At 62.8% G+C, this 25,599-nt stretch carries 17 protein-coding genes; 4 read left to right on the top strand and 13 right to left on the bottom strand.

The genetic code is table 11. The features are described from left to right. The first annotated feature begins 278 nt into the window (after positions 1–278). Positions 279–2,459, top strand: coding sequence for a TonB-dependent siderophore receptor (locus HFC70_RS04475; protein WP_168472008.1), 2,181 nt, complete (start codon positions 279–281; stop codon positions 2,457–2,459). 350 nt (positions 2,460–2,809) lie between these two features. On the opposite strand, the gene fhuB is transcribed toward HFC70_RS04475, so the two are convergent. From fhuB to HFC70_RS04460, 3 genes are read right to left on the bottom strand one after another with little or no spacing between them, the layout of a single operon-like run. Then, positions 2,810–4,786: a Fe(3+)-hydroxamate ABC transporter permease FhuB gene (gene fhuB / locus HFC70_RS04470; protein WP_246735645.1), complete on the bottom strand. Its 1,977-nt coding sequence runs from the start codon at positions 4,784–4,786 to the stop codon at positions 2,810–2,812. After that, on the bottom strand, positions 4,783–5,679 hold the full coding sequence (locus HFC70_RS04465; protein WP_210259132.1) for an ABC transporter substrate-binding protein: 897 nt from the start codon (positions 5,677–5,679) through the stop codon (positions 4,783–4,785). The genes fhuB and HFC70_RS04465 overlap by 4 nt, the downstream gene beginning before the upstream one ends. A 4-nt stretch (positions 5,680–5,683) precedes the next feature. Then, positions 5,684–6,484, bottom strand: coding sequence for an ATP-binding cassette domain-containing protein (locus tag HFC70_RS04460; protein ID WP_168472196.1), 801 nt, complete (start codon positions 6,482–6,484; stop codon positions 5,684–5,686). 149 nt (positions 6,485–6,633) lie between these two features. Between HFC70_RS04460 and HFC70_RS04455 the strand changes: the two genes are divergently transcribed. Further along, entirely contained in the window at positions 6,634–7,518 is an 885-nt protein-coding gene (locus tag HFC70_RS04455) for an AraC family transcriptional regulator (protein WP_168472007.1), read from the top strand. Positions 7,519–7,696: 178 nt separating this feature from the next. Then, positions 7,697–9,892 carry a TonB-dependent siderophore receptor gene (locus HFC70_RS04450; protein WP_168472006.1) on the top strand — a complete coding sequence of 732 codons (2,196 nt, stop codon included), beginning with the start codon at positions 7,697–7,699 and terminating at the stop codon, positions 9,890–9,892. A gap of 161 nt (positions 9,893–10,053) precedes the next feature. On the opposite strand, the gene HFC70_RS04445 is transcribed toward HFC70_RS04450, so the two are convergent. The 5 genes from HFC70_RS04445 to bcsA all read right to left on the bottom strand — a co-directional run bounded on the left by HFC70_RS04445 (position 10,054) and on the right by bcsA (position 18,416). Continuing rightward, the gene (locus tag HFC70_RS04445) at positions 10,054–10,743 is read right to left on the bottom strand and encodes a hypothetical protein (RefSeq protein WP_168472005.1); all 690 of its coding nucleotides are present in this window, start codon (positions 10,741–10,743) and stop codon (positions 10,054–10,056) included. 180 nt (positions 10,744–10,923) lie between these two features. Next, positions 10,924–11,784, bottom strand: coding sequence for a cellulose biosynthesis protein BcsN (gene bcsN / locus HFC70_RS04440; protein ID WP_168472004.1), 861 nt, complete (start codon positions 11,782–11,784; stop codon positions 10,924–10,926). Then, positions 11,781–13,835, bottom strand: coding sequence for a hypothetical protein (locus HFC70_RS04435; protein WP_168472003.1), 2,055 nt, complete (start codon positions 13,833–13,835; stop codon positions 11,781–11,783). The genes bcsN and HFC70_RS04435 overlap by 4 nt, the downstream gene beginning before the upstream one ends. Further along, a complete protein-coding gene (locus HFC70_RS04430) occupies positions 13,832–16,156 on the bottom strand; it encodes a cellulose biosynthesis cyclic di-GMP-binding regulatory protein BcsB (protein ID WP_168472002.1) in 2,325 nt (774 codons plus the stop codon). The genes HFC70_RS04435 and HFC70_RS04430 overlap by 4 nt, the downstream gene beginning before the upstream one ends. Beyond that, positions 16,149–18,416, bottom strand: coding sequence for a UDP-forming cellulose synthase catalytic subunit (gene bcsA, locus HFC70_RS04425; protein ID WP_168472001.1), 2,268 nt, complete (start codon positions 18,414–18,416; stop codon positions 16,149–16,151). Before bcsA ends, HFC70_RS04430 begins: the two co-directional genes overlap by 8 nt. A gap of 482 nt (positions 18,417–18,898) precedes the next feature. Between bcsA and HFC70_RS04420 the strand changes: the two genes are divergently transcribed. After that, on the top strand, positions 18,899–19,480 hold the full coding sequence (locus tag HFC70_RS04420) for a transglycosylase SLT domain-containing protein (RefSeq protein ID WP_168472000.1): 582 nt from the start codon (positions 18,899–18,901) through the stop codon (positions 19,478–19,480). A 47-nt stretch (positions 19,481–19,527) separates the two neighbouring features. Here HFC70_RS04420 and HFC70_RS04415 read toward each other — a convergent pair whose 3' ends face one another. From HFC70_RS04415 to serA, 5 genes are all read right to left on the bottom strand, one after another. Next, on the bottom strand, positions 19,528–19,959 hold the full coding sequence (locus HFC70_RS04415) for a VOC family protein (protein ID WP_168471999.1): 432 nt from the start codon (positions 19,957–19,959) through the stop codon (positions 19,528–19,530). 176 nt (positions 19,960–20,135) lie between these two features. Continuing rightward, positions 20,136–21,092 (bottom strand): Tim44 domain-containing protein, encoded by a 957-nt coding sequence (locus HFC70_RS04410; protein WP_168472195.1) that lies wholly within the window; start codon positions 21,090–21,092, stop codon positions 20,136–20,138. Positions 21,093–21,324: 232 nt separating this feature from the next. Beyond that, positions 21,325–22,329 (bottom strand): cytochrome d ubiquinol oxidase subunit II, encoded by a 1,005-nt coding sequence (cydB, locus tag HFC70_RS04405; protein WP_168471998.1) that lies wholly within the window; start codon positions 22,327–22,329, stop codon positions 21,325–21,327. Then, positions 22,319–23,725, bottom strand: coding sequence for a cytochrome ubiquinol oxidase subunit I (locus HFC70_RS04400; RefSeq protein WP_168471997.1), 1,407 nt, complete (start codon positions 23,723–23,725; stop codon positions 22,319–22,321). Before HFC70_RS04400 ends, cydB begins: the two co-directional genes overlap by 11 nt. 212 nt (positions 23,726–23,937) lie before the next feature. Beyond that, positions 23,938–25,533, bottom strand: a complete 1,596-nt coding sequence (serA, locus tag HFC70_RS04395) for a phosphoglycerate dehydrogenase (protein ID WP_168471996.1) — start codon at positions 25,531–25,533, stop codon at positions 23,938–23,940. Between the last annotated feature and the right edge of the window lie 66 nt (positions 25,534–25,599).

Here is a 25,599-nt window from a genome sequence, read left to right as displayed (position 1 = left end):
TTGCGCATCGCCCGCCGCCGTTCAGCTCACCTTATCAAACCTATTCCCTGCCATTCGGCAATGGGCCGGTCATCGACGCCGCCCCGCCCCCGCACGTCAGTCCAGAACCCGCCCGTGTCCATTTCGCCACACCAAGGGAAAGCTGATTATAATTGTCACCTTTAAAGTTGACTCATTTGGTTCAGTTAATAATGTCCCGTCGAAACAGGCCAATGTGATCGGGGACAGGTCGCATCGGCACTGGCAGTTTTGAGAGACAGCATCAAGGAGAGACGGAGATGGGCTTAACAGTTCAGGCGGGGGCCGGGAACAGGAATAGGGCAAGGGTCGCCGCCCATTGCAGGGCACTATCGGCCGGCGCAGCTCTTCTGATCCTCGTGGCACCTTTGGCTCCGGCTCTTGCCCAGGATGCGACCTCGACCACCAGCCAGGATGGAACGACCCAGCTCGACCCGATCACCGTCACGGGAACACAAGGCGGCGGCCCGGTCGGACCGGATGCCTCGATCGTCGCCACCCAGTCGGCGACCGCCAGCAAGACCGATGCGCCGATCATCGACGTGCCGGCCGCCGTCTCGGTCGTCACCGAGGAAGAACTGGAAACCCGCGGCGTCGAGAGCCTGCAGGACGCGCTGGCCTATACATCGGGCGTATTGGTCGATGAATTCGGCTCCGACGACCGTTACGACTATTACCGCATCCGCGGCTTCGCGCAGACCGTGCTCGGCACCTATCGCGACGGTCTGCCGGCGCGCATTCCGGCCTGGTTCACGGCCAGCCGCCTCGAGCCCTACGGTCTGCAGCGCGTCGAGATTTTGAAGGGATCGACCTCCACCCTGTTCGGCCTCAACGGCCCGGGCGGCCTGGTCAATTCGGTCACCAAGCGTCCGCAGGACGAGTTCCATGCCGAGGTCTACACCACCTTCGGCGAAGAACATCTGGAAGTGGGCACGGATTTCGGCGGCGCCATCGATCCGGAAGGCGTCTGGAGCTACCGCTTCACGGGCCTCTGGCAGGATGGCGACCACGGCAGCGACTATTCCAACGACGACCGCGTCTATATCGCGCCGGCACTCACCATCAGCCCGGATGACGGCACATCGCTGACCATCCTCACCGATTACAGCAAACGCGACGGCAACGGCGCCCGCGGCTTCCCGACCGGCCTCGACATCGACCCCGACACCTTTCTCGGCGAGCCGGAATACAACAAGTTCGATACCGAACAGACCGATATCGGCTATCTCTTCGAGCACGATTTCGACAACGGCCTGACCTTCCGCCAGACCGCCCGTTATTCCCATCTGAACCTCGACTACGAGGAAGTCTACGGCGCCTCGACCGACCCGACCGCCGACCGCACCTCCTTTGCCACCTACGGCACCTCGGATCGCTTCGCCATCGACAACCAGCTGCAGTATGACAGCAGCTGGCAGACTATGGACAGCAAGCTGCTGGTCGGCGCCGACTTCGCCTATGACGATACCCATGAGGATATCCGCTATGGCACGGCGGGACCGATCGACATCAACGACCCGGTCTATTGCGGCCGTGCCTGCGTCGTGGATACGCCTTATGTCGACTGGGTGGTCAAGCAGAAGGCCGTCGGCATCTATGCGCAGGAACAGCTGACCATCGACGAGCGCTGGATCGTCACGCTCGGCGGGCGCTACGACTATGTCGACAACACCGCGGATTACCTGTTGACCGGCACCTCCGATCACACCACGGCCGATGCCTTCACCAAGCGCGCCGGCCTCACCTACAAGATCAATCCGCAGCTGGCCGCCTATGCCAATTATTCGGAATCCTTCCAGCCGCTGGTCGCCCCGACCGGCAATGGCTACACGGTGGAGGGCTCGCTGAAGCCGCAGGAAGGCATCCAGTACGAAATCGGCATGAAATATCAGCCGGAGGGTTTTGACGGCCTGTTCACCGTCGCCCTGTTCGATCTCAGCCAGACCAATGTGCCGACCTATATCAGCCCGGCGGTGCAGCGCCAGATCGGCGAGGTCAACGTGCGCGGCGTCGAGCTGGAAGGCAAGATGGCGCTCAACGACCGCTGGAACCTGACGCTGGCCTATTCCTACTGGGATGCCGAAATCGTCGAGGACGGCATCAGCGGCAATAAAGGCAACCGCCCGGACCGCGTGCCCGAGCACATCGCCTCGGCCTGGCTCGACTACACTTTCCCGGGCGATGGTTTCCGCGGCGACCTGACGCTGGGCGGCGGCATTCGTTTCGTCGGATCGACCTATGGCGATGCCGCCAACACGGTTCCGGTCGACAGCTACACGGTGGTCGATGCCTCCGCCAAATATGCCGTCACCGAAAATGTCAGCCTGGCGGTCAATGTCTCCAACCTGTTCGACAAGAAATACGAGACCACCAGCTATTACGGCACCTCCTATTACGGCGACCGCCGCAAGATCGTCGGCACGCTGAAATACACCTGGTAAGCGGATAAAGCCTCTCCGCATCGGTGACGGCCAAATTGAAACCCCGGCAGCCTTGTCAGAACGCCGCCGGGGTTTTTTGGTCTTTGGAAGATGCTGAAGGGACGGCAATCGTGCTGGAAAAAGATCCCCTCCCCCTCCCCACAAGGGGGAGGGCATTAACCCGGCCGAACGCTAAGCGGACACCAAATAAGATCCGAGCGGCGTCCGCGGGTCTTCTCCCCCCTTGTGGTGCGGTGAGCGACGGTCCGCGCAGCGGAGAAATCGATCCAGTGAATCGATTTCAGTGACGAACGCCGGCAGGCCAGAGAGGGACTTTTTCTCATAAGCGAATGTCAGCCACCGCTACCCGATCAGCCGCGGCGGCGCATCAGCAGCATCAGGAACGGCGCCCCGACCAGGGCCGAGACCAGTCCCGCCGGGATCTGGTAGGGATAGACGATCGTTCGGCCCACCCAATCGGCCATGACCATCAGGGCAGCACCGATCAGGGCGGCGCCGATCAGCTGCGGACGGGCGCGGGTCAGCCCCGCCTCGCGGGCCAGATGCGGCCCCATCAGCCCGACAAAGCTCAGCGGCCCGACGCAGAGCGTCGCCGCCGCACTCAAGAGACCTGCCAGCGCGAAGAGCAAAAGCCGGGTGCGCGACAGAGGCAGGCCGAGAGCCGTTGCAGCCGTCGGCCCGAGCGGCAGGATATCGAGCCAGCGGCGGGCGAGCACCGCCAGTGCGACCAGGATCAGCGCCGCCCCGCAGACCGTCACGGCGGTCGTGCCGGTGACATTGTAGGTCGAGCCGCTCATCCAGCGCATCAGGAACATGGCGCGCGGATCGCCGCTCGCCGCCAGCACGCCGACCACGGCATCGACCATGGCGCTGAGCGCAATGCCGGCCAGAAGCACGCGCTCCGGCGCCAGGCCCGAACGCATCGCGAAGAGAAAGATCACCATGAGGACAAGGAGCGAGCCCGCCGAGGCAAAGCCGAGCTGCGCGCCAAGACCGGGCACTGCGAAGACGAACAGGGCCACCGTCACGCCGATCGTCGCACCGGCGCTGATGCCGAGCACCTCGGGGCTTGCCATTTCATTGCCGGTCAGCCGCTGCAGGATCGAGCCGGCCACGGCCAGCATGGCGCCCGAGGCCAGCGCCGCAAACACCGGCGGCAGCCGCAGAGGCAGGATATCGGCAAACAGCGACCGGTCGAGCAGCGTCCACTGCCCCTCGACGCTGCGCCCGAAAAACAGGGCAAGCGCCACGATCAACCCAAGGCCGGCGACAGCCAGCAGCCCGGCGCGCAGGCCCGGCGCATGCCGGTGCACGTGGCGGATCTGTTCCTGCAGAACCCGGTGGCGGGTTTTCAGACGCGGCAGGAGCAGCAGCAGCAGCGGCGAACCGAAGATCGCCGTCACCGCCCCGGTCGGCAGGAAATCGGCCATGGGACCGGCCAGATACTGCACCGCGCCATCGGCGAACCACAAAAGGCAGGCGCCGATCAGGCTCGACCAGATAAGCATCTGCGCCGGCCGCCGCGCGCCCGACAGCCGGGCAATGGTCGGCGCCACCAGGCCGATGAAGCCGACCACGCCGACCGCACTGGTGACGAAGGCCGCCAGCGCCACGGCCGCAGTCACCGCCAGAAACCGCAGATGCGACAGGCGCACGCCCAGCGCGCTGGCGCCGCTGTCGCCGAGATCGAGCAGCGACAGCGGGCGGATGATCAGCCCGGCGAGCAGCGCGATCACCGCCAGCTTCGGCAGCAGCGACAGAGGGATGGCCCAGCTCTGCTGCGACAACGAGCCGGCGCCCCAGATGAACAGGCTGACGAGATAGCGCTCGTTGAGCAGCATCAGCACCGCCGACAGCGCGCCGCACCACAGGCTGATGACAAGCCCCGACAAGACAAGCGAAAAGGGCGAGAAGCCGCGCCGTGCACCGAGCAGGAAGACAAGGGCTGCCGCCGTGCCGCTGCCGATCAGCGCAACGATATCGCGGCCGATGCCAAGCAGTCCAGGCACCCACAGCATGGCCAGCACCAGCGCCAGATTGGCGCCGGCCGAAATGCCGAGCGTGGTGGGAGAGGCCAGCGGATTGCGCAGCACCTGCTGGAACAGCGCGCCCGACAGCGCCAGCGCAGCACCACAGATCAGCGCGGTCGCCATGCGCGGCAGGGTCGAATAGAGGAACACCATGCGGCCGATATCATAGCCCTCGCCGGGTACCGCCTGAAGGGCTGCCCGAATTGGCATGAAGGCAAAGCCTGCCGCCAGCACGGCCAGCGCCAGTGTCGTCAGGGCCGGACCGGTCCGCTGCCAGTGGAAGGTCATGGTGGTCATAGGGTGTCTTCCAGATGGGCCGTGATCAGCCGCGCAAACCGCAGGGCCTCGTTGACCATGCCGAACATCAGCGCCGGCTCGAGCACGGCAAAATGCCCCGGTCGGGCAAAGGGCAAGGCATTCCACAGGGGACTTTGGCCGAGCTTCGGCAGGACGTCGGCCGGCACCGGATCGAAGGCGATCAGCCGCGCGTCGGGCGACGTGACCCCAGCCAGCTGCTCGATGCCGATCGTCTGGAACCCCCAGTAATTACCCGGCCCCTCCCAGGCATTGGTGAGCCCCATGCGGGTCAGCACGTTGTCGTAGAGGCCTGATTTGGTGTAGATGCGTACATGCCGGGCATCCATGAAATTGACCAGCGCCAGCGGCGGCGCGGAGCGACCCGAAAGACGCTGCTGGTAATCCTCAAAGGTATCGTCGGCGCGTTTGAGGAAATCCTCGGCCTGCTCGGCCCGGCCGATGCGGCGGCCGAGCTTTCGCGTCGCGGCAATCGCCTTGGGCAGGATGTCGCCGCCTTCGGCGATGAAGATCTCCAGCCGCTCGACGGGCGCCACCGTTTCCAGCCGCGGCTGCAGCGCATCGAGATAGGGCGTGGTCAAGATGAGATCCGGCTTGAGGCTGACCAGCATCTCGAAATTGACCTCCCAGGAATTGCCCAGATCGATGGCGCTGGCCGGCATTTCCGGCTCCACCACCCATTTGCCCCAGTCAGCAAGCGAGGCCACCGCCGCCGGCACGACCCCGAGCGACAGCAGGGTCGAGGCAAGGCCGTAGTCGAGGCTGACGATGCGCGACGGCAATGGATCGGCAAGGGCCGGGAAAGCCGGCAGCAGCGCGCTGCCGGCCATCAGGCCCAGCACGGCGCGGCGGGTGTGCAACGTCGAGAGGTGCATGGGATCAGCAAACATAGGCAAGCGGAATGTCGAGACCCGGATGGGGCGTGATATCCATGTCGATGCCGTAGATGTCGCGCAGCACGGACCCCTTCATCAGGCTGGCCGGCCGGCCGCTGGCGACCACCTCCCCCTGTTTCAGCGCATGCACGTGATCGCAGAACCGCGCCGCCATGTTGATGTCATGCAGCACGATGACGACGCTCAGGCCCTTTTCGCGCGACAGCCGCCGGATCAGCGCCAGAACCTCCATCTGATGGGCAATGTCGAGCGCCGAGGTCGGCTCGTCCAAGAGCAGGCACTGGCTGTCCTGCGCCATCAGCATGGCGATCCAGGCCCGCTGCCGCTCGCCGCCCGACAGCGTGTCGACCATGCGGTCCGCCATCGGCTCGATATGGGTGAGCGCCAGCGCCTCCTCCACCTTGGCGGCATCGGTGGCCGTGAAGCGGCCGAGCGCGCCATGCCAGGGATAGCGCCCGCAGGCGACCAGCTCGCGCACCGTCATGCCATGCGCCGCCGTCATGTCCTGCGGCAGGTAGGCGACGCTGCGGGCAAAGTCCCGCGTGCCGATCGATGCGAGTTCGGTGTCACCGAAACGAATGCTGCCCGATGTCGGCTTCTGCTGGCGGGCCAGGAGCTTCAGAAGCGTCGATTTGCCGGAGCCGTTGTGGCCGACAAGGCCGGAAATCTCGCCCGCCTTGAAATCCAGAGAGACGCCCTTCAAAAGACTTCTCCCGTCGACCGCAAAGGTCAGATCCGTGACGGAAAACGCATTCGCGTCACCGATGACAGTGCTATCCCGCATTTTTTGTCCGTTCATGCCGTGGTCCTTCCCGGCCCACAACAACAGGCCTTGAATGCCCGTTACTAAATATGATATTTTTAATCAAGTATCTATTGCAAATGGCCTGCCGGGACGATCCGCCAAAGCCTGATTTGTCCCAAGGAGACGGCATGACCTATCTGCCGCGCATGAACAACAAGATCGACGGTTTCTCGGTGCTGGACGGCTATCACCGGCGCTACTGGAACGGCATGGTCGCCGATCTGTGGAATGTCGACTGCGCGCCGAGCGCCGGCGGTTATTATGTCGGCAATGATCCCCGCCTGTTCATCGTGCTGGATGCGCGCAGCACCGAAACGGGGAATTTCACCATGGCGGAGATCGGCGGCCCGGTGCTGAACGGCTGCCAGCGCCGGGCGGTGTCCTTTATCCCGGCCGGCATGGAGATGCGCACGCAGGTGCGCGACATCCAGTATCTGCGCCATCTGGACCTGCATTTCGACACCGACGCCCTGAAGCGCCGGATCGGCGAGGACCTCGATATCGAGGCCCTGAAGCAGCCGCGCTTCCTGCTCAACGAACCCAAACTGATGGCGCTGGCCGAACTGATCGCCGCCGAATGCAGCGCCGCCCAGCCGCTGCACGACCTCTACGGCGACAGCCTGACCCTGGCGCTGCTGATCGACGTGCTGCAGATCGCCCCTGCCCAGAACCGCAAGCGCACCAAGCTGGCCGGCTGGCAATTGCGCCGCACCTGCGATTTCATCGAGGAGCATTGCCTGCGCAGCATCCGGCTGGAGGAACTGGCCGACCTGACCGGCCTGTCGCAATCCTATTTCAGCCATGCCTTCAAGGCCTCGACAGGCCTCTCGCCGCACCAGTGGCAGATGAAGGCGCGCATCGCCCGGGTCAAGGAACATCTCGCCAACCGCACAATGCCGCTGACCGCCATTGCCGCCGAAACCGGCTTTGCCGATCCCGCCCACTTTGCCCGCGTCTTCCGCCAGCAGGTCGGCATGTCGCCATCCGCCTGGCGGCGCACCCATGCCCTGTAAGGCTCAGAAACTGATTTATGGCAATTTCATGGGTGCAGTGCGAAGTTTACCCAAATCCGTTCAAGTCGGCACGGGTTCAGACAAGCGCCACGTTAATTCCTGAGCTAACTACTCATCTTATACTTTGAGTGGGGACCGGCAGCGCCAACCGCGCCTGCCAGCTAGTACGGGGTGCTTCATGCGCAGCAAGACAGGACTGAATTCCATCAACCGCTATCTGAAGACCAGCGTCGCGCTTCTGGCGCTCGCCCTGCCAACCTTGGCTCTGCCGGCCTCGGTCTATGCCCAGGACGCCGAGACGGAGCTTTCCACCATCACCGTCGAGGGCAAGGGCGAGACCGCCACCGGCCCGGTCGACGGCTATGCCGCGACGCAATCCTCGACCGGCTCCAAGGCCGATACGCCGATCAACGAAATTCCCCAGGCCGTTTCGGTGATTGGCACGCAGGAACTGTCCGACCGCGGCGTCGTCAACAAGGTGGATGAGGCCCTGCGCTACACGGCAGGCGTCACGACCCAGCCTTTCGGCGTCGACGGCGATACCGACTGGATCTATATCCGCGGCTTCGATGCCAGCCAGACAGGCCTCTTCCTCGACGGTCTGAGCCTCTACGGCTACAGCTACGGCAGTTTCCAGACAGATCCTTTCACACTGGAACGCATCGAAGTGCTGAAGGGACCGGCTTCCGTCCTATATGGCGGCGCCAATCCGGGCGGCCTCGTCAACATGGTCAGCAAGCGGCCGCTGGATGAGAAACACGCCTATACGGAAATCGGCATCAACAGCGACGGCAATGCCTTTGTCGGCCTGGACGCCGGCGACGTCGCCGAGGATGGCACGATCAGCTATCGTTTCACCGGCAAGTTGGCCGGCGGCGACCAGGCCGGCGACTATGCCGAAGACTTTCGTGGCGTCTTCATGCCGCAGATCACCTGGGCACCGGACGAAAGCACCAAGCTCAATGTCTTCGCCACCTATTCAACGCTCGATCAGACCCGCTCCAGCAACGGCTTTTTCCCCTATGTCGGCACCGTCGTCGACGCGTCCTTCGGCCGGATCGATCCCGACGCCAATTATGGCGAACCCGGTATCGACGACAGCGAATACCAGCAGAAGACCATCGGCTACGAATTCGAGCATGAGTTCGACAATGGCCTGACCTTCAGCCAGAACGCTCGCTACGGCCATCTCAACAAGCACGAGATCGGCCCTTACACCTACGGCTATTACGATCCGGAAACCGATACCGGCTATCTCGAAGAGCCGACCAGCGCGGATGCCTATCTGCAGCGCATCGGCTTTGAAGGCATCACCAAGGTCGATACCTTCGTCATCGACAACCGTCTGAACGGCAAGTTCGACACCGGTGCCCTGAAGCATGATCTGACGATCGGCATGGACTACAAGTATTATCGCCTCGACAACGTCCAGAAATGGAGTTCCGCCACACCGATCAGCGTGACGGATCCGGTCTATGGGACGACGCAGCCGGAAAATACGACGCAGATCGACGAGGTGCTGACCCAGCAACAGCTCGGCCTCTACGCTCAGGACCAGATCCATTTCGGCGCCGGCTGGGTGGCGACCCTCAATGGCCGCTATGACTTCGTCAACACCGAGGTGGACGATCGCCTCGGCACCGATAGTTACGAGTCCGACGACGGGGCGCTGAGCGGCCGCGCCGGTCTCGCCTATGAATTCGCCAATGGCCTGACGCCCTATGTCAGCGCCTCGACCTTCTTCAACCCCCAGATCGGCACCACCGACGGCGATGCCCTGAAGCCGGAGGAAGGTTTCCAGGTCGAGGGCGGCTTCAAGTACGAGCCGAGCTTCCTGCCGGGCATGGTCACGGCGTCCGTCTTCCATATCAACAAGGAAAACTGGACCGTCACCGATCCGGCCACCTACCTCTCCACGCAGATCGGCGAGGTGACCTCGACGGGCATCGAGCTGGAAGGCAAGTTCGACATTGCCCCGGACTGGAAGATGCTCACCTCGTTCACCTATCAGGATCTGGAAATCCAGGAGCATGCCGATACCAGCCTGATCGGCAACACGCCTTATCTCGTTCCGGCCCTCCAGGCCTCCGCCTGGCTCGACTACACAGTTCCGACCGGTGTGTTCGAAGGCGTCAGCATCGGCGCCGGCCTGCGCTACCAGGGCGAATCCTGGGCCGACATGGCCAATACCAAGAAGGTGCCTGATGTCGTCCTGGCCGACGCCGCCATCCGCTACGAAAAGAACGGCTGGGGCGCCTCGCTCAACGTCACCAACCTGTTCGACAAGGAATATGTCACGGGTTGCCAGGGCACCCTGGTCTGCGGCTACGGCCAGGGCCAGACGTTTACGCTGAAACTCAGCAAGACCTGGTAAGGGACGCGGCCGCGGGCACCCCCTGCTGAACCGCTCGACGACAAAGGCCCGGCTGATTGGAAGATCGGCCGGGTCTTTTTAGATGGCGCCGACGATATCACTCGGCATCGGGAGCGGCCAGGATATTGCCAAGTCCGGATACTGAAAAAGCATAAGCCAGATTACTCTTCCGCCGCGTTATAAGACAAAACACAAGCCGCGAATTCCGCAGCGTCCCGCATTACGTTTTCCGTTTCAGCACCCTTGAAGCCTCCGTGGAAATTGCTGACAGTCACTCGAACATGGATGACGTCATCGACGAGCAAGGACATGCTGTCCATTGTGCCTGGCAGGATGTACATTTTTGATTTTGCCGTATTCGTGATGCCATCAATATAGATCCATTTTATATCGTGGCCACAAATACTTCCGTACGCCCCACTTACTTTGTATGTAAATTTTGACCAAAGCTTTGCGTATCTTAGGGAACCTATAACAGCCGATGGCGCGGGCTTTATATATTTGCACTCCGGTATTTTAGCCAATTCGCAGAGGTCTTTAGGATAGAATCCATAACCGCGAATGGGCACGACACCGGGATGGCGCGCCACTTCTTCGTCCAGCTTGAGGTATGCCTCACGCAAGTCCTGCTGGCGTCCAGCGATATGGATCTCCTGTTCCAACAGGTCGACACTCACACCCCTAAAAATCGGCAGTGACACCTCGACACCACCTATGCTGGCGCGAAGATGCGTGCGCTCGCGCGGATCTTCGGCCGCAAGACCGAAGGCTGAAAAGCTCGATAGACACAGGGCACCCACGCCCATCAAACGCGCTATTTTCCCGAATACCCCTTGCCGAACTTCTGGCATGCGTCCCACCTTGCAGCCTTGCAATCAACGCTAGACAGATAGCATGCGGCACAATCGGATCAAGGGGTATTGTCGTTGGCACTCCATGGGTGCGATGGCGGCTGAGCGGACTAACCCTGACATCATTTTCAAACTGTGGGGCAATACCCCAGCCCGATCAGTGCCGATCGCCCTCGCCCCTCACTCCGGCATCGGCACTTCGACGGCACCGGTAATAATCGGCGCAGGCGTCGGGGCTTTGGCGGGCGACGGCACGCTCGGTGCGGCAGCCCTTGGCTTCGGGCGTTCCGCCACCTCCACCGGCTGCGGGCGCACCGCCGCCGGTATCGTAGCAGCGACGGGCGCAATGGGAGCAAACGATGCCGCGGCCGACGAACCGGAGGCAAAGCGCAGCATGTCGAGGGTCTGGCTGGTGATCGGCTTGATGCGCAGGTCGCCGAGCAGGGCCGCCAGCTGAACGGGGGTTGCGGCCGCATCGCAATAGCGCAGCCGGATGCGCACCGGCTGTTTCCGCTGCATCAGATTGCCGACCACTGGCGCGCCACCCTCGGACTGACCATTCTTGATCAACTGCCAGGCATAGACGCAGGCACCGCCGGACGGCAGCGAGCCGGTCGCATGGCCGTAAATACCATAGGCATTGCGGCCCATGGCTTCGGTCATCGTCATCGGCACGCCGCGCAGCGCCGCTTTCATCTCGCGCATCACATCATTGCGGCTCGGCGCCTGCCGGAAGCCGCTTTCGCCGGCAAGACCCACTTCGATCGTTAGGGCATTTTCACCGTCCTGGACCGTGTCATTGGCAAAGACGATGGTCTGCACGGCGGTCTCCGCCGTCAGGTTCTGCCGGATCGACAGAGTTCTGGCCGACAGACCCGGCAGCGAAGCCAGCGCAAACTGCGGCGCCACTTCGCTGGTGGAAGCCGAACCGCCGGCAATCCTCGGCGCATTGACCGTCGAAGCCGTCAGAAACGGATCCTGAACCGAGGTGCAACCGCACAGCAGGGCAAGAGAGAGCGAGGCGAGAAGGGTTTTGATCATTGTCCACTCAATCGGTCGTTGATGACGGCGATGCCGCGCAGGTTGGCCGGATCACTGATCGCGGCATTCAGCTGCGCGAAGATGGCCTTGGATTGGGAAAGATTGCCGAGATGATAGTGCGACCAGGCCCGCATCTGCGAAATGCCCGGAGTTTCCGGCGCGATCAGCAGGCGAGCGTTGAGCGCCTCCAGCACCTGCTGGTATTGCTTGCGATCGAAGGCATCGCGCGCCCGCTGCCAATAGACCTCGCTGCGGATCTCCCTGTCGCGCCCGGCGGTCAGCGGATAGCGCGACAACACCGCCTCGGCATCGTCGGTGAGTTTGGCGCGCAGCAGCGTCAAGCCCAAGCCATAGGCAGCATCCTCCCCCTTCTGTCCGCCGGCAGACAGGGCCGCCGAGAAGGCGGCGCGCGCTTCGGTCAGGTGATTGAGCTCCAGATGGCACCAGCCCTTGACCAGCTGCGCATCGACGGACAGGCTGCCGCGAGCTTCCAGAGCCTTGAGATCGGTGATGCAGGCGCCGAATTTCTTGTTGCGGAAATTCGCCACATAGGTCGCATCGATATTGGCGGCCGGTGCGGCTACATCCTTGCCGCGCTTTCCCTTCGGCGCCGTCATCGCCTTCAGATCCTCGAACGCCGCGGGATAGGAGGCGGCATAGTCGGACTTCAGCGCATCGACCCTTGCCGTGTCTTTCAGCTGGGCCGCACTCAACACCAGGCCCTTCAAACTGTCGGGACGCTTCTGCCACTCGAAGGACTTGCCGAACCAGGCGGCAGAGGCGGCAAACTGCCGGGAATTGTAGGCATACCAGCCCAGCACCGCCGCATGGTCGGCCGACAGGCTCTTCTGGATCGCTGCCGAATAGGCTTTGACCACCTCCGCGTCGATCTCTCCAGGCTCCGGTTTCTGGAAGCGCAGCGACAGCGTGTCGGACAGGAATTCGCTTTCGTCGGAAAGCTCTGCCAGATGATCGACCACGACCTGGTAGGCCTGGTCGTCCAGCTTCTGCCGCGAAAGGCTCAGCGACAGACCCTTGATCGTCTCGACCGATGCTTTTTGATCCAGCGCCAGGCGAAACCATTTTTCCGCCTCTTCCGGCTTCTCGGTTTTCAGCGCATACCAGCCGAGCAGCGTCAGGTCTTCGGGACGCTTGCCCTCGCCCGCCACGACCCGCAGCTTTTCGATCGTGCCCGGCGCCACGGCAGGACTGCCGGCGGCTGCGCTGTTGAAGTCGCTGACCTCACGGCGCAACAGGTCGAGCGACAGGTCGCGCATGCGTTCGGTCATGCTCGGCGAGACGGCAAACTGTGCAACGGCCTTGCGAAGCTCGGCCACCGGAAAATCCTCGACCGCCTTTTGCAGCGTCGTCATGATGATATCGTCGCTCATGCGCGCCTCGCCGTCGCGAAACAGGATGCCGCGATAGACCGGCACCAACGCCTCGGCCATATGGCTTTCGCGATAGGCCTCGATCAGCATCCACAGCAGGTCGACCTCGGTTTCGCGCTGCGGATCGAGCGTCTGCCCGGCGGCGATCACCGACGACCAGTCATGGTTCTTGTAGGCCTCGCTCATCAGATGGCGCTGCTTGCGGCGTTCCAGCTTGGTGCGGAAATCCTCAGACGGCTCCCAGCCGGGATTGGCAGCGGCAATCCGCGTCACCTCGGTCTCGATGCCGCTGTAATCGTCGACTTCGTAAAGCGCCCAGAGCGAACTTTCGTCCACGGGGGCTGTGGCCTCAGGCGCAAAAACGTCGTCGGGCATGGAGAAACCGGGATATTTCAACTGCAGCCGCCTTGTCTCGGCGGTGACACGGTCCATCCGGCCTTCCTTGGCATAATAATAGAGCGCCGCCAGCTCGACGGCATCCGGTGTCGAGCCCTGTGCATCACCGGCAGCCGCATCGTCCTTGACGACAAGCGCTTGTGCCGCGGGTGCGGCCGGCGCAAACAGCGAAACGGTCTGCTGGGCCACGGCAGCCGTCGCCAGCGGCAACAGCACGGTGCCTTGCAGAAGGAGCGAGGTGATGCGGGTAAAGCTCAGGGTCATTGATCGGTCCTCACGCCCTTGCGGGGAACAGCATAGCCAAGCCACAAGCCGAACAGGCCCATGCAGGCGATGACCAGCAGCACATAGATCTGGAAGTGATCGGACAGCCAGGCGGCCGCCAGCCGGCGCAGGTTGGCCAGGCTGGTATCGTCGGGGGCCGAAAACGAATAGCTCACCGGCATATAGGTAACGAGCGAATGACCGTCGCGCTTCATCAGCGCCGTGCCGCCTTTCAGCGCGCCCCAGACGGCCGGTGCCGTCAGGCCGCGCACACCGGCCTCCAGATCCTGAGGGCTGTCGGCCTCGACAACCGTCCACACGCCATTGCCGAGCGGCGCGCGCGTCTGGGTCATGCTGACCAGCACGTCGGACCGGTCGAGCCGCGCCACCTCGTCCACGGCATCCTCGTATTTCAGCCAGTGACTGATGACGCGGGACGCCTTGCTCATCCAGGCCCACACCCGTGTCTTCAGCGACAGGTTTTCATCCTCGAGCGCCGTGCTCTGCTGGAAGGCATCGAGCAGCGCTTCCGACTGCGAGACCATATCGGGGCCGCCGGCAATGGCCGATCCGATCGCTGCCGTCTTGACCATATCGATCTGGCCGGCATCGTCGACCGTCGAGGCCACCGGCTTGCTGTCGCTGCGCGACGGAACGCCATCCTGCCGACCATTGGCGGTGACGATCAGCGCGTCGCGATCGGCCGACGCATCGGGCGCGCCGACCTTCAGGGACGCATTGAGCGGCTTTTTGGCGGCCAGCGCCAGTCGCGTCACCATGGTCATCGCCGCACCCAGCGACGCGCCATCCGGCCGGTCGACATGCACGTCGAACGGCACCGCATCCTGGAACGGATAGGCCTTGCCGGAAAAGGCCGCCAGATCCGGCAGGCGGCCGATATGGGCGACGTCGGGGAATTCGAAGGCCGAATCCTCCAGCAGAAGGAACCGCGGCCGCTCCTGCGACCGGCCGGCCGGCTCGCAGGCCTTGTCGGCCTCCATGGGCAGTTCGGCCAGGATCTCGACCTGGTTGACGCCGGGGTGGAAGGCGCGCAGCGGCAGTTCGATGCGCTTGCCGTCGAATGTCGCGCCTTCCGGATTGTAGAGAACATGACTGGTGACGGCCCGCTCGTTGACCCGGAACAGCAACTGGGCGCCAGGCGCCAGGCCGGGGGCGGTCGCCGCCTTCAGATAGAAGTCGATCGCTCCGTAATCGCCGGGATAGAAATCGGCCGGCATGTCGATATCGAGCGTGGTGCGGAACAGGCGGCCGGTAAACGGCGCCGTGCGATAGCCGGCATCGGCCAGCGTGACCCGTCCGGTCTCGGTGCCGTCGACCATGCCCGGCCGGGCGTTCAGCACGCCGGCCTCGAAGCCAGGGCGCATGATATTGCCGACGGCGGCTTTGAGCGAGGCCGACAGATCGGCAGGACTTGCGCCGTGCATGATGACAGCGGCGCGATCCGCCGTCCCGCCGCCGCGCACGGACAGACCGTTCGGCGCACCGGCCAGAACCAAGCGGGCCTTGGCAGTCTGCGGATAGGAACGGGTGTCACCGAAATAAAGATCGATGCCGGCGCCCTCGCCCGGCTTGTCGGCAATCGAGATTTTCAGGTCGTCGCGGTTGAGGTAGAGCGCCAGGGCCTGCACGGTCGCCAGGCTGTCGGCCGCCATCACCGAGCGATCGCCCTCCGGAGAAATCAGCCGCAGTTCGGTCACGCCCTCGCCCGTCCGGCCGATCGCCAGGAGGTCGTCGAGCGTCGCAAACTGTCCGGCGGCACGCGTCACAAAGCCGCTCTGCACCGGATCGACCTGGGTCCAGAGTTCATAAACCGCATCGAGCGAACAATCGACGCGGTGATGCTGGCGGGCCCGCAGCCGCACGCTGTTGCGGCCGGGGATCAGATCGGTCGGCGACAGGGCCAGCTGCTCGGTGAGAAAACCGTTCGACGAGCGGATGGCAAACGAACCGACGGCACGGCCGTTGACCTCGACATCCATGATCGCGTCATCGGGGAGAACCGACACGGCGTTGGTATAGGCGATGCGCAGCGTGCCCGGCTGGCGGGCCTGCTCGCCGCTGAGGTGGAAGCTCAACAGGCGGGCGGCATCCTCGCCGATCAGCCGGAGCGTGTCGCCGGACTGCTCGAAGGGCACCAGCCGGCCGTCGATCGTGGCGGCATAAGTCGGAGCCTGCTCACCGCCGGCCGTTGCCGGCTCGGCGCCTGGAAGCAGTTGCAAGGAGGCAGCGAGGCCTGGCGCGGCAAACAAGCCGGCGCTCAGCGTCAGGAAGAGCGCGGTGGCGCTCGGGAGCTTAGCCATAGACGACGCCTCCAACCAGAACCGGATAATCATGGGCATTGGAATTGCCGCCCTCTTCGGAAAGCGCATCACTTCTGTCCTTGATGACCATCGGCGCATCGGAGAAGGACTTGACCTGCTGTTCGCGCACCAGACCGCCGGCATACTGTAGGGCACGCAGGGTCTCGGCCACGGTCCATACGGCAAAGCGCACGGTGCCTTCGAAAAAGCCCTGGCGCTTCTGGCGGCGGGTCAACCGGTCCTGCAACACCGACTGGTCGGAATACATCAGCTCGGCAATCACCATGAAGGTCTGCGGCGTGCGCTCGGCATAGGCAAAGCCATGCACGGTATCCTCGTCACGCTTGCTGGTGCTGCGATAGACGACGTTGAGGCCCAGGGCCTTGCCATTGCGGCGCAACTCGATGAAGGCCTCCAGCGGCTCGCCCTTGTCCATGACCGGCTTGCCGTCGAGGAACTGAATGGAGACACCGCCGCTCGAGGCGTCCTGGATGATGATCGTGTAGACCTTGTCGCCGACACGCATCAGCGCATGGCGCTTGACCGGCAGGCGCTGGTTGCGGCGCCGTTCGCGACGCTCCGAAACGACGCCGAGGGCAGCACCGGCAATGCCGAGATTGATGATGTTCCAGCCGGCGACGATCAGCAACAGTTCGGACGGCATCGGCTCCGTCATGTAGCGCCAGACCGCATAGAGGCTGGCACCGAGCAGCAGGAAGAAGATCGCGAAGTAAGGCCGCGCTAAGGGCGACAGCTTGCTTTCGTCCAGGGTCTGGCCCTTGGCCGTCACGTTGAAGGTCGGCTTGCGCGGATTGCGCACGACGCTGATGATCGAGCCGAACAGCAGCACCGACTGCACATATTCGTAGAGTTCGGAGATCCACGGCCAGCGCACCTTGCCATAGAGATAGCTCTGCATGGCGAAGGACGAGATCAGATAGGTCACCGTATAGGAGGCGAATTCGATGATATTGGCCTGGAAGATTTCCAGCGAGAAGAAGATGTAGAGCAGCGGCGCGAACATGAAGGTCAGCCGCGTCATCGGGAACAGCCAGAACAGGTTGGTGCCGGCGTAGCAGATGCGCTGCGCCATAGTCAGGCCGCGCGCCAGGAACGGCCGGTTGAGAATGAGGATCTGCAGCATGCCCTGGCTCCAGCGGGCCCGCTGGCCGATGAAGGAGACGAAGGTTTCCGGCTGCAGGCCGGCGATCAGCGGCTTGTCGACATAGACGCTGTGCCAGCCGCGGCTGTGCAGCGACAGCGCGGTTTCGCAATCCTCGGTGATCGACTGGCCGGAAAAACCATCGGTCTCCAGCAGCGCCTCGCGGCGCAGCACGGCGGCCGAGCCGCAGAAGAACGAGGCATCCCATTTGTCGAGGCCGCGCTGCACGACGGAGTAGAACATCTCGTTCTCGGACGGCATGCGGGCGAAGGTCTCGAGGTTCTTTTCCAGCGGATCGGGATTGAGGAAGAAATGAGGGGTCTGGACCAGGAACAGCTTTTCGTCCTCGGCAAAGAAGCCGACCGTCTCGTTGAGGAAATCGCGCACCGGCGCATGGTCGGCGTCGAAGACCACGACCAGTTCGCCCTTGGAGATCTGCAGGCCGGCATTCAGATTGCCCGCCTTGGCATGGCTGTTCTCGGCGCGCGCATGATAATGCACGCCCATCGCCTCGCACAGCGACTTCAACTGCTCGCGACGACGCAGCGCCGACAGGGCCGTGCGCGGATCCTTGTGGCTGCATTTGGCATCCGTGCCGCCGTCATCGAGCAGGTAGATGTTCAGCTTGTCCTTGGGATAATGCATCGAACGGGCGGCGGCCAGCGTCAGCGCCAGCAGTTCCGGCTCCTCGTTATAGCTCGGCACGAAGACGTCGACCGTCGGGCAATCCTTGTCGGCGGCCCGCGCCGGGGTCTTGCGCTTCAACGGATCGGCCAGCATGAAGAAGCTGATCGCCAGCATGACGAGGCAATACATCTCGGCCACATAGAGAATGAGGCCCGGAATATAGTTGAGCGGCTCGGAAAAATTCGGAAGGGTCTCGGTCGTGCGCCAGAAGGCGTAACGAAGCGCCAGAACGGCAGCGAAGACGAAGGTCATCAGCCGGAGCGTCTTGTTGTCCGGACGCGTCATGCAGAGCAGCATAAGGCCAAGGACGGAAACGCTCAACACAAGCTGCGCCTGCAGGCTCATCGGGAGCCAGATCAGAAACAAGCCAAAAACGCCCGCAATGATTGCAGGCCACTTAACGCACTTCATGTGCCCAGTCCCCATTTTTCATTGCCCCGCAAGTCATCTGCGAAGGTCCCATATCGGAACAGGGCGACATTAGAGAGCAAGTTCTCAACGAATTGCTAAGAATTGAACGGCGGACAAGCCTCTGATTTTAAATGGTTAATAGGATTTTAATTCGGCAGAAACCCAAGCTTTTGCGGGCTTTTGCGCCGCTTTGTCCAAACCGCGGAAAAATCCCGCTCAAAAACGGCGGCCATCAGATATTAAAAAGGCCTGAACGAATTGCTTCGCATTTTCTCCACCTGCGGGTCGCCCGGTTGGGGAACTCCAGTCAGGTTTTCCGCCGATCCTGCCGGCAAAGGTTAACCATTGCGCCGCACAGCCGCCGTTTTTCGGCCGATTTCCTTAATAATCCGGGGGTTTGCACGGATCGACGGTTAACCCAATCACCAAACGTTTCGTTAAATTTTACCTAATACAATAGCGGGTCAAAGAGAGGTCCCGCGATGCGTAGCGTATTAATCGTCGCCCTTTTCCTGGCATTGGCCGGTTGTGCCAAGCCACCGAGCCAGACCAAGAACGCCTGCGCCATTTTCGAGCAGCGCGATGGCGTGTTCAACAACTGGCGCAGGGAGGCCAACAAGGCCTCGCGCGAGTACGGCATTCCCGTGCCGATCCTCATGGCAACGATCTATACGGAGTCCGGTTTCCGCCACAACGCCCGGCCGCCGCGCCGCAAGCTCCTAGGTTTCATCCCGTGGAAGCGTCAATCGACGGCGCTCGGCTATTCCCAGGCGCTTGACGGCACCTGGGAGCGCTACAAACGCGAGACCGGCCGCGGCCTGGCGCGCCGCACCGATTTCGGCGATGCCGTGCGCTTCATCGCCTGGTATCACTACCAGAGCCATCGCCGCAACGGCATCGCGCTCAGCGATCCCTACAACCTCTACCTCGCCTATCATTCGGGCCACGAAGGCTTCAAACGCGGCGCCTATCGCGGCCGCCCGGAAGCGCTGAACGGCGCCAAGCGCTTCACCAATATCAGCTACACCTACGCCCGCCAGCTGAAGGATTGCAGCAACTATTAGGATAGCCACGGCACGTTTACGGCTTTATGAGCCTGCATTCGTGCCGGTTACGCCGTGCGTCCATCAGGATACTCCGCAGGACCTTTGATCTCGATTTTGTTGCCGAATGGGTCGTGGATATAGAAGGAATGCCCCATACCCCGAGCTCCGCCGTGAAAGGCTTCCCGGGAGATTTCGACCCCATGGCGTTCCAGATGGGTACGGAGTTCTTGGTGATCAAAAGGGCTCGTTGCGATACAGATATGATCGACATTGCGACCGCCGGCGACAGGCGGGAGCGCCGTTCGGCCGCCTGGGTGCGTAATGTCCCACAAGACGATCAACGACGACCCGCACCAGACCTGCTCCATGCCGAGCGCCGGATAGGAATAGCCGGGCCGGCACCCCATGACCTCGAAATAGAACTGGAGAGCGCGGTCCATGTCATCGATCAGCAGGACGACATGATCGATGCCAACAGGGGAGAAAGGAGGTGCCATGCCAGGTGCCCGTCATTTGGCGCCGTCGTGGTGCAACGACGATCACACGATCAATGGTCCAGCCGTCCGGGTAACGGCGAGCGCCCTCACCTGTCACCCTGCCGCCATCATCGCACATCTAAAACGGAAAAAGACCCGAAGCACAATCAGCGCTTCGGGTCTTTTGGTCTTTATGGTCAGGCTGCTTCCGCGCCCTGGATGGCGGAGACCTGCCAGCCGGCGCCGGGGCGGCGCACGAATGTCCAGATCTCGACCGAGTCGGACGCATTGTCCGGGTCGCCGCTGATGACAGCGCCGGTGGTGCGGTCGCGCATCACGTCGATCGCCTCGTAGCGCATGGCGATGGTGGCATAGTCGACAGTGCCTTCCCGCCAGCTCTCCGCCACATCGCCCTGCACCAGATGCACGTCGCGCACCTCATTGCGCAGGCCCTTGGTGGCGTTGTCGCTCAGTTCTTCGGCGAGATAGGACATGGCTTCCGGCGTCGTCAGGCGGCGCAAGGCCGAATAGTCTTCCGCCGCATAGGCGGCCTGCACATCCTTCAGAATGCTCTCGAACGTGTCGAGATCCTGCTTCTGGATGCCGATTTCGTCAGCCGATACGGGCTTCGAGCCGCCGAGCAGCGCGCCCATGCGGGGAATTTCGAAACCGGGCGCCTTGTTGCCCTGCGGCGGCAGACCACCGTTCGGGGTCGAATGGGCCGCCTGCTGGCGGCTGCGGAAGAACCGCATGGCAAGGCTTGCCAGGACCGCGATCAGAATGACCTGGAAGATCAGGCCGAGGAAGCCGATGCCGCCGCCCATGCCGCCGCCGAGCAGCATGCCGATCAGGCCGCCCATCATCAGGCCGCCGAGCATGGAACCGCCAAGGCCGCCGAAGAAGCCGGGACGCTGCTGGTTGGCGGGCGTGGCATTAGGCTGGGTGGCATTGGTCTTCGGCGTCATGCTGCGCTCGATCGGCGCTGCAGGTGCCGGCGCCGTGCGGGTGGTCGGCGGTGCCGAGAAGGTCTTGGTTCCGCGGCTGCCGAAGCCGCTGAAACCACCGGCCTTGCGGGCTTCGGCCATGTCCGTGGTGGCGATCGACACCATCAGGCCGACGGCCAGAATTCCCAGATATTTCGAAATGCTGCGCATAGACACCAGATTACCCTTTCCTCCGGGCGCTCCCGCGCACCCGTTTTCATTCATATGGCGACCGCATGCCGGCAATTGAAGGGCACGCCGTCGCTTTTCGCCAAATTCGTCCGGCAAGGCTAGACCGCCAGTGCCAGCTTGATCACCAGCGCCACTGCGCTGACGGCCAGCAACCCGCCGAACCACAGTCCGACAAACCACACGAGACGCTTGGGCAGAGATTGCTTCTCCATCAGTGATAGCCCTCCTCCGGATCGACCTTGCCGCGAAACACCCAATAAGCATAGGCGGTATAGGCCAGGATGACCGGCACCAGCACGGCCGCCCCGACCAGCAGGAACTTGAGGCTGGACTCCGGCGCCGCCGCATCCCAGATCGTCAGCGAGGTCGGCACGATATAGGGATAGAAGCTGATGCCGATCCCGGCATAGCCGAGCACGAACAGCCCAAGGGCGGCCACGAAGGGCCGGACGTCCTTGTGGCCACGCACGCCGGTGACGATCAGATAGAGGCAGCCAAGCACCAGCACCGGCACGATGACGCTGAACACCGCCGTCGGGAAGCTGAACCAGCGCTCCAGATAGAGCGGCTCGAGCCATGGCGTCCACAGACTGAACACGCCCATGGCGCCGACTGTCAGGAAAGCCGTGACCACGGCGAAACGCCGTGCCCGCGACGCCAGTTCATCCGTGGTCTTCATGACCAGCCAGGTCGACCCGAGCAGCGCATAACCGAGCAGCAGGGCGAAGCCGGTCGCCACCGAAAACGGCGTCAGCCAATCCCACCAGCCGCCGGCATAGGCGCGGTCGACGACCGGAATGCCCTGCACCAGGGCACCGAGCGCCACCCCTTGAGAAAAGCCCGCCAGGATGGAGCCGCCGGCAAAGGCATAGTTCCAGAGATGTTCGGCCCGCCTGGTGCGCCAGCGATATTCGAAGGCCACGCCGCGGAAGATCAGGCCCAAGAGCATGGCGATGATCGGCGCATAGAGCGCTGGCAGGATGGTCGCATAGGCGAGCGGAAACACAGCCATCAACCCACCGCCGCCCAGCACCAGCCAGGTCTCGTTGCCGTCCCAGACCGGTGCCACCGAATTCATCATCTGGTCGCGGTGGCGTTTTTCCGGAAAGAACGGGAAGAGAATGCCGACGCCGAGATCGAAACCGTCGAGCACGACATAGGCGAGAACCGCGAAGGCGATGATCGCCGCCCAGATGAATGCGAGATCAATGATCATGCTTGCCTCCCTTGGTCTGGGCAGCCGGCAGGATGCCGGACGTGCGGATCGGTCCGTCGTCGAGATCGGGCATCGGGTCGCGCGGCAGGCGCGCCATCAGCCGCAGGATGTAGAAAGTGCCTGCACCGAACACCAGGAAATAGACGATGATGAAGGCGATCAGCGACGTGGCGACGGCCGGTGCGCCGATCGGCGACAGCGAGTCCGACGTCAGGAGATGGCCGTAGACGGTATAGGGCTGCCGACCGACCTCCGTGGTGATCCAGCCGGCCAGCACCGCCACGAAACCGGCCGGTCCCATGAGTACGGCGGCCCGATGCAGCCAGTCGTCTTCATGCAATGTGCCGCGATACCGACACCACAGGCTCCAGAGGCCGATACCGAGCATGGCAAATCCGATGCCGACCATCACTCGGAACGACCAGAACACGATCGGGACCGGCGGTTCCAGCTCGTCCGGTACGGTATCGAGACCGGAAAGCGGTGCATTGAGGTCATGCTTGAGGATCAGGCTCGACAGCTTCGGGATTTCGATTGCGTAGTCGACGCGCTTTTCCGCCGAATTCGGCAGGCCGAACAGGATCAGCGGCGCACCGTCCGGGTGGCTCTGGTAATGGCCCTCCATTGCCATGATCTTGACCGGCTGATGTTCGAGCGTGTTCAGCCCGTGCATGTCGCCGGCGAAGATCTGGATGGGCGCGACGATCGCCGCCATCCACATGGCCATGGAAAACATCTTGCCGGCGCGGCGCGGCGCGGTCTTGCGCAAGAGGTGCCAGGCACCGACGGCACCGACCACGAAGGCGGTGGTGAGATAGGCGGCCAGCACCATATGCAGCAGGCGATAGGGAAAGGACGGGTTGAAGACGATCGCCCACCAATCGACGGGAATGAACTGGCCGGCATCGTTCATCGCAAAACCGGCCGGCGTCTGCATCCAGGAATTGACGGCAAGAATCCAGGTGGCCGAGATCAGTGTGCCGAGCGCCACCATCAGGGTGGCCAGGTAATGCAGCCCCGGCCCGACGCGCTGCAACCCGAACAGCATGACGCCGAGGAACCCGGCCTCCAGGAAGAAGGCGGTCAGAACCTCATAGCCCATCAGCGGCCCGATCACCGGCCCGGCCTTGTCGGAAAACACGCTCCAATTGGTGCCGAACTGGTAGGACATGACGATGCCGGACACCACGCCCATGCCGAAGGCAACGGCAAAGATCGTCTTCCAGAAGTTGAAGAGCTCCAGATAGACCTCTTTCTTCGTCCAGAGATAGAGGCCTTCGAGCACCGCGAGATAGCTGGCGACGCCGATCGAAAACGCCGGGAAGATGATGTGAAAGGACACCGTGAAGGCGAACTGAATTCGCGCCAGCAGTTCCGCATCGAAATTATCAAACATGTCTAGTGCTTCCTCTGGACGGAGCCGACCATAACCTGATGAAAATCAAATAGGCCTATCGCCCGAAGGATCAATGCGACATCCGGTCTGCACGATGCGACAGGACCGCACACTGCGACCCTTTGACCCCTCCGGCAAGCCGGAAATGAAAAACCCGACGCGGATGGGGTCCCGCGCCGGGTTCTGAAGGTCACAGATTGAATGTCGACGGATTATTCGATGTTGAAAGCCAGCAGCTTGGCCTGCTTGATGGCCGGATGCGCGGTCAGCTTGTCGAGCACGGTCTGGTCGATCAGACCATCCACGTAGAGCAGAGCGATGGCATCGCCGCCTTCCTTCTCGCGACCGAGCTGGAAGTTGGCGATGTTGACCTTGGCATCGCCGAGCGTCGTGCCCATGAAGCCGATCATGCCGGGCACGTCGGTATTGGTGATGTAGATCATGTGGGCGCCGACATCGGCATCCATGTTGATGCCCTTGATCTGGATGAAGCGCGGCTTGCCGTCGGAGAACACCGTGCCGGCGATCGAGCGGGTCTGGCGCTCGGTGGTGACCGTGAGCTTGATGTAGCCGTCATAGACGCCCGTCTTGTCGCGCTTGACCTCGGACAGGATGATGCCCTTTTCCTTGATCATGATCGGCGCCGAAACCATGTTGACGTCGGCCACCTGGCTGCGGATCAGACCGGCCAGAAGCGCCGAGGTCAGGGCCTTGGTGTTCATGGTGGCGGTTACGCCATCGTAGAGAATCTCGATTTCCTTGATCGGGTCTTCCGTGACCTGGCCGGCAAAGGCGCCGAGTACGTCGGCAAGCCGGATGAAGGGTTTTAGGATCGGCGCTTCTTCCGCCGTGATCGACGGCATGTTGATGGCGTTGGAAACGGCGCCCTTGATCAGGTAGTCCGACATCTGCTCGGCCACCTGAAGGGCGACATTTTCCTGCGCTTCCGTGGTGGAGGCGCCCAGATGCGGCGTGCAGACCACGTTCGGCAGGCCGAACAGCGGGCTTTCCGTGGCAGGCTCGACCTCGAACACGTCAAATCCGGCACCGGCGACGTGGCCCGACTTGATCGCTTCGGCAAGAGCCGCTTCATCGACCAGGCCACCGCGGGCGCAGTTGATGATGCGCACACCGGGCTTGGTCTTGGCAAGATTGTCCTTGCCAAGGATGCCGCGGGTCTTGTCGGTCATCGGCACATGCAGGGTGATGAAATCGGCCTGGGCCAGCAATTCGTCCAGTTCGACCTTGGTGACGCCCATTTCCTGGGCGCGCTCGTTCGACAGGAAGGGGTCGTAGGCCAGCACATGCATGCCGAGGCCGATCGCCTTCTTGCAGACGATGCCGCCGATATTGCCGGCACCGATGACGCCGAGCGTCTTGCCGGTGATTTCGACGCCCATGAACTTCGACTTTTCCCACTTGCCGGCCTGGGTCGAGGTGTCGGCCGCCGGCAGCTGCCGGGCAACGGCGAACATCAGCGCGATGGCGTGTTCGGCCGTGGTGATCGAATTGCCGAACGGCGTGTTCATGACGATGATGCCGCGGCGCGAGGCGGCCGGGATATCGACATTGTCGACGCCGATGCCGGCGCGGCCGATGACCTTGAGATTGGTCGCCGCGGCGATCAGCTTTTCCGTCGCCTTGGTGGCGGAGCGGATGGCCAGACCATCGTAATTGCCGATGATCTCGGCAAGCTTGTCCTTGTCCTTGCCGAGCTTCGGCTGGAAATCCACTTCGACGCCGCGATCGCGGAAGATCTGGACGGCGGTTTCCGACAATTCGTCGGATACGAGAACGCGAGGTGCCATGACGAGGCCTCCTTCAAAGAGTTCGTTTCAATTGAGATGACGAGAATTTAAAAGGGCTCCGCCGTT

Origin of the sequence: Agrobacterium sp. a22-2 (assembly GCF_012276985.1) — a bacterium.
In the GTDB taxonomy this organism is placed as follows: Bacteria; Pseudomonadota; Alphaproteobacteria; order Rhizobiales; family Rhizobiaceae; genus Allorhizobium.
This window is presented reverse-complemented; position numbering and strand designations above follow the sequence as displayed.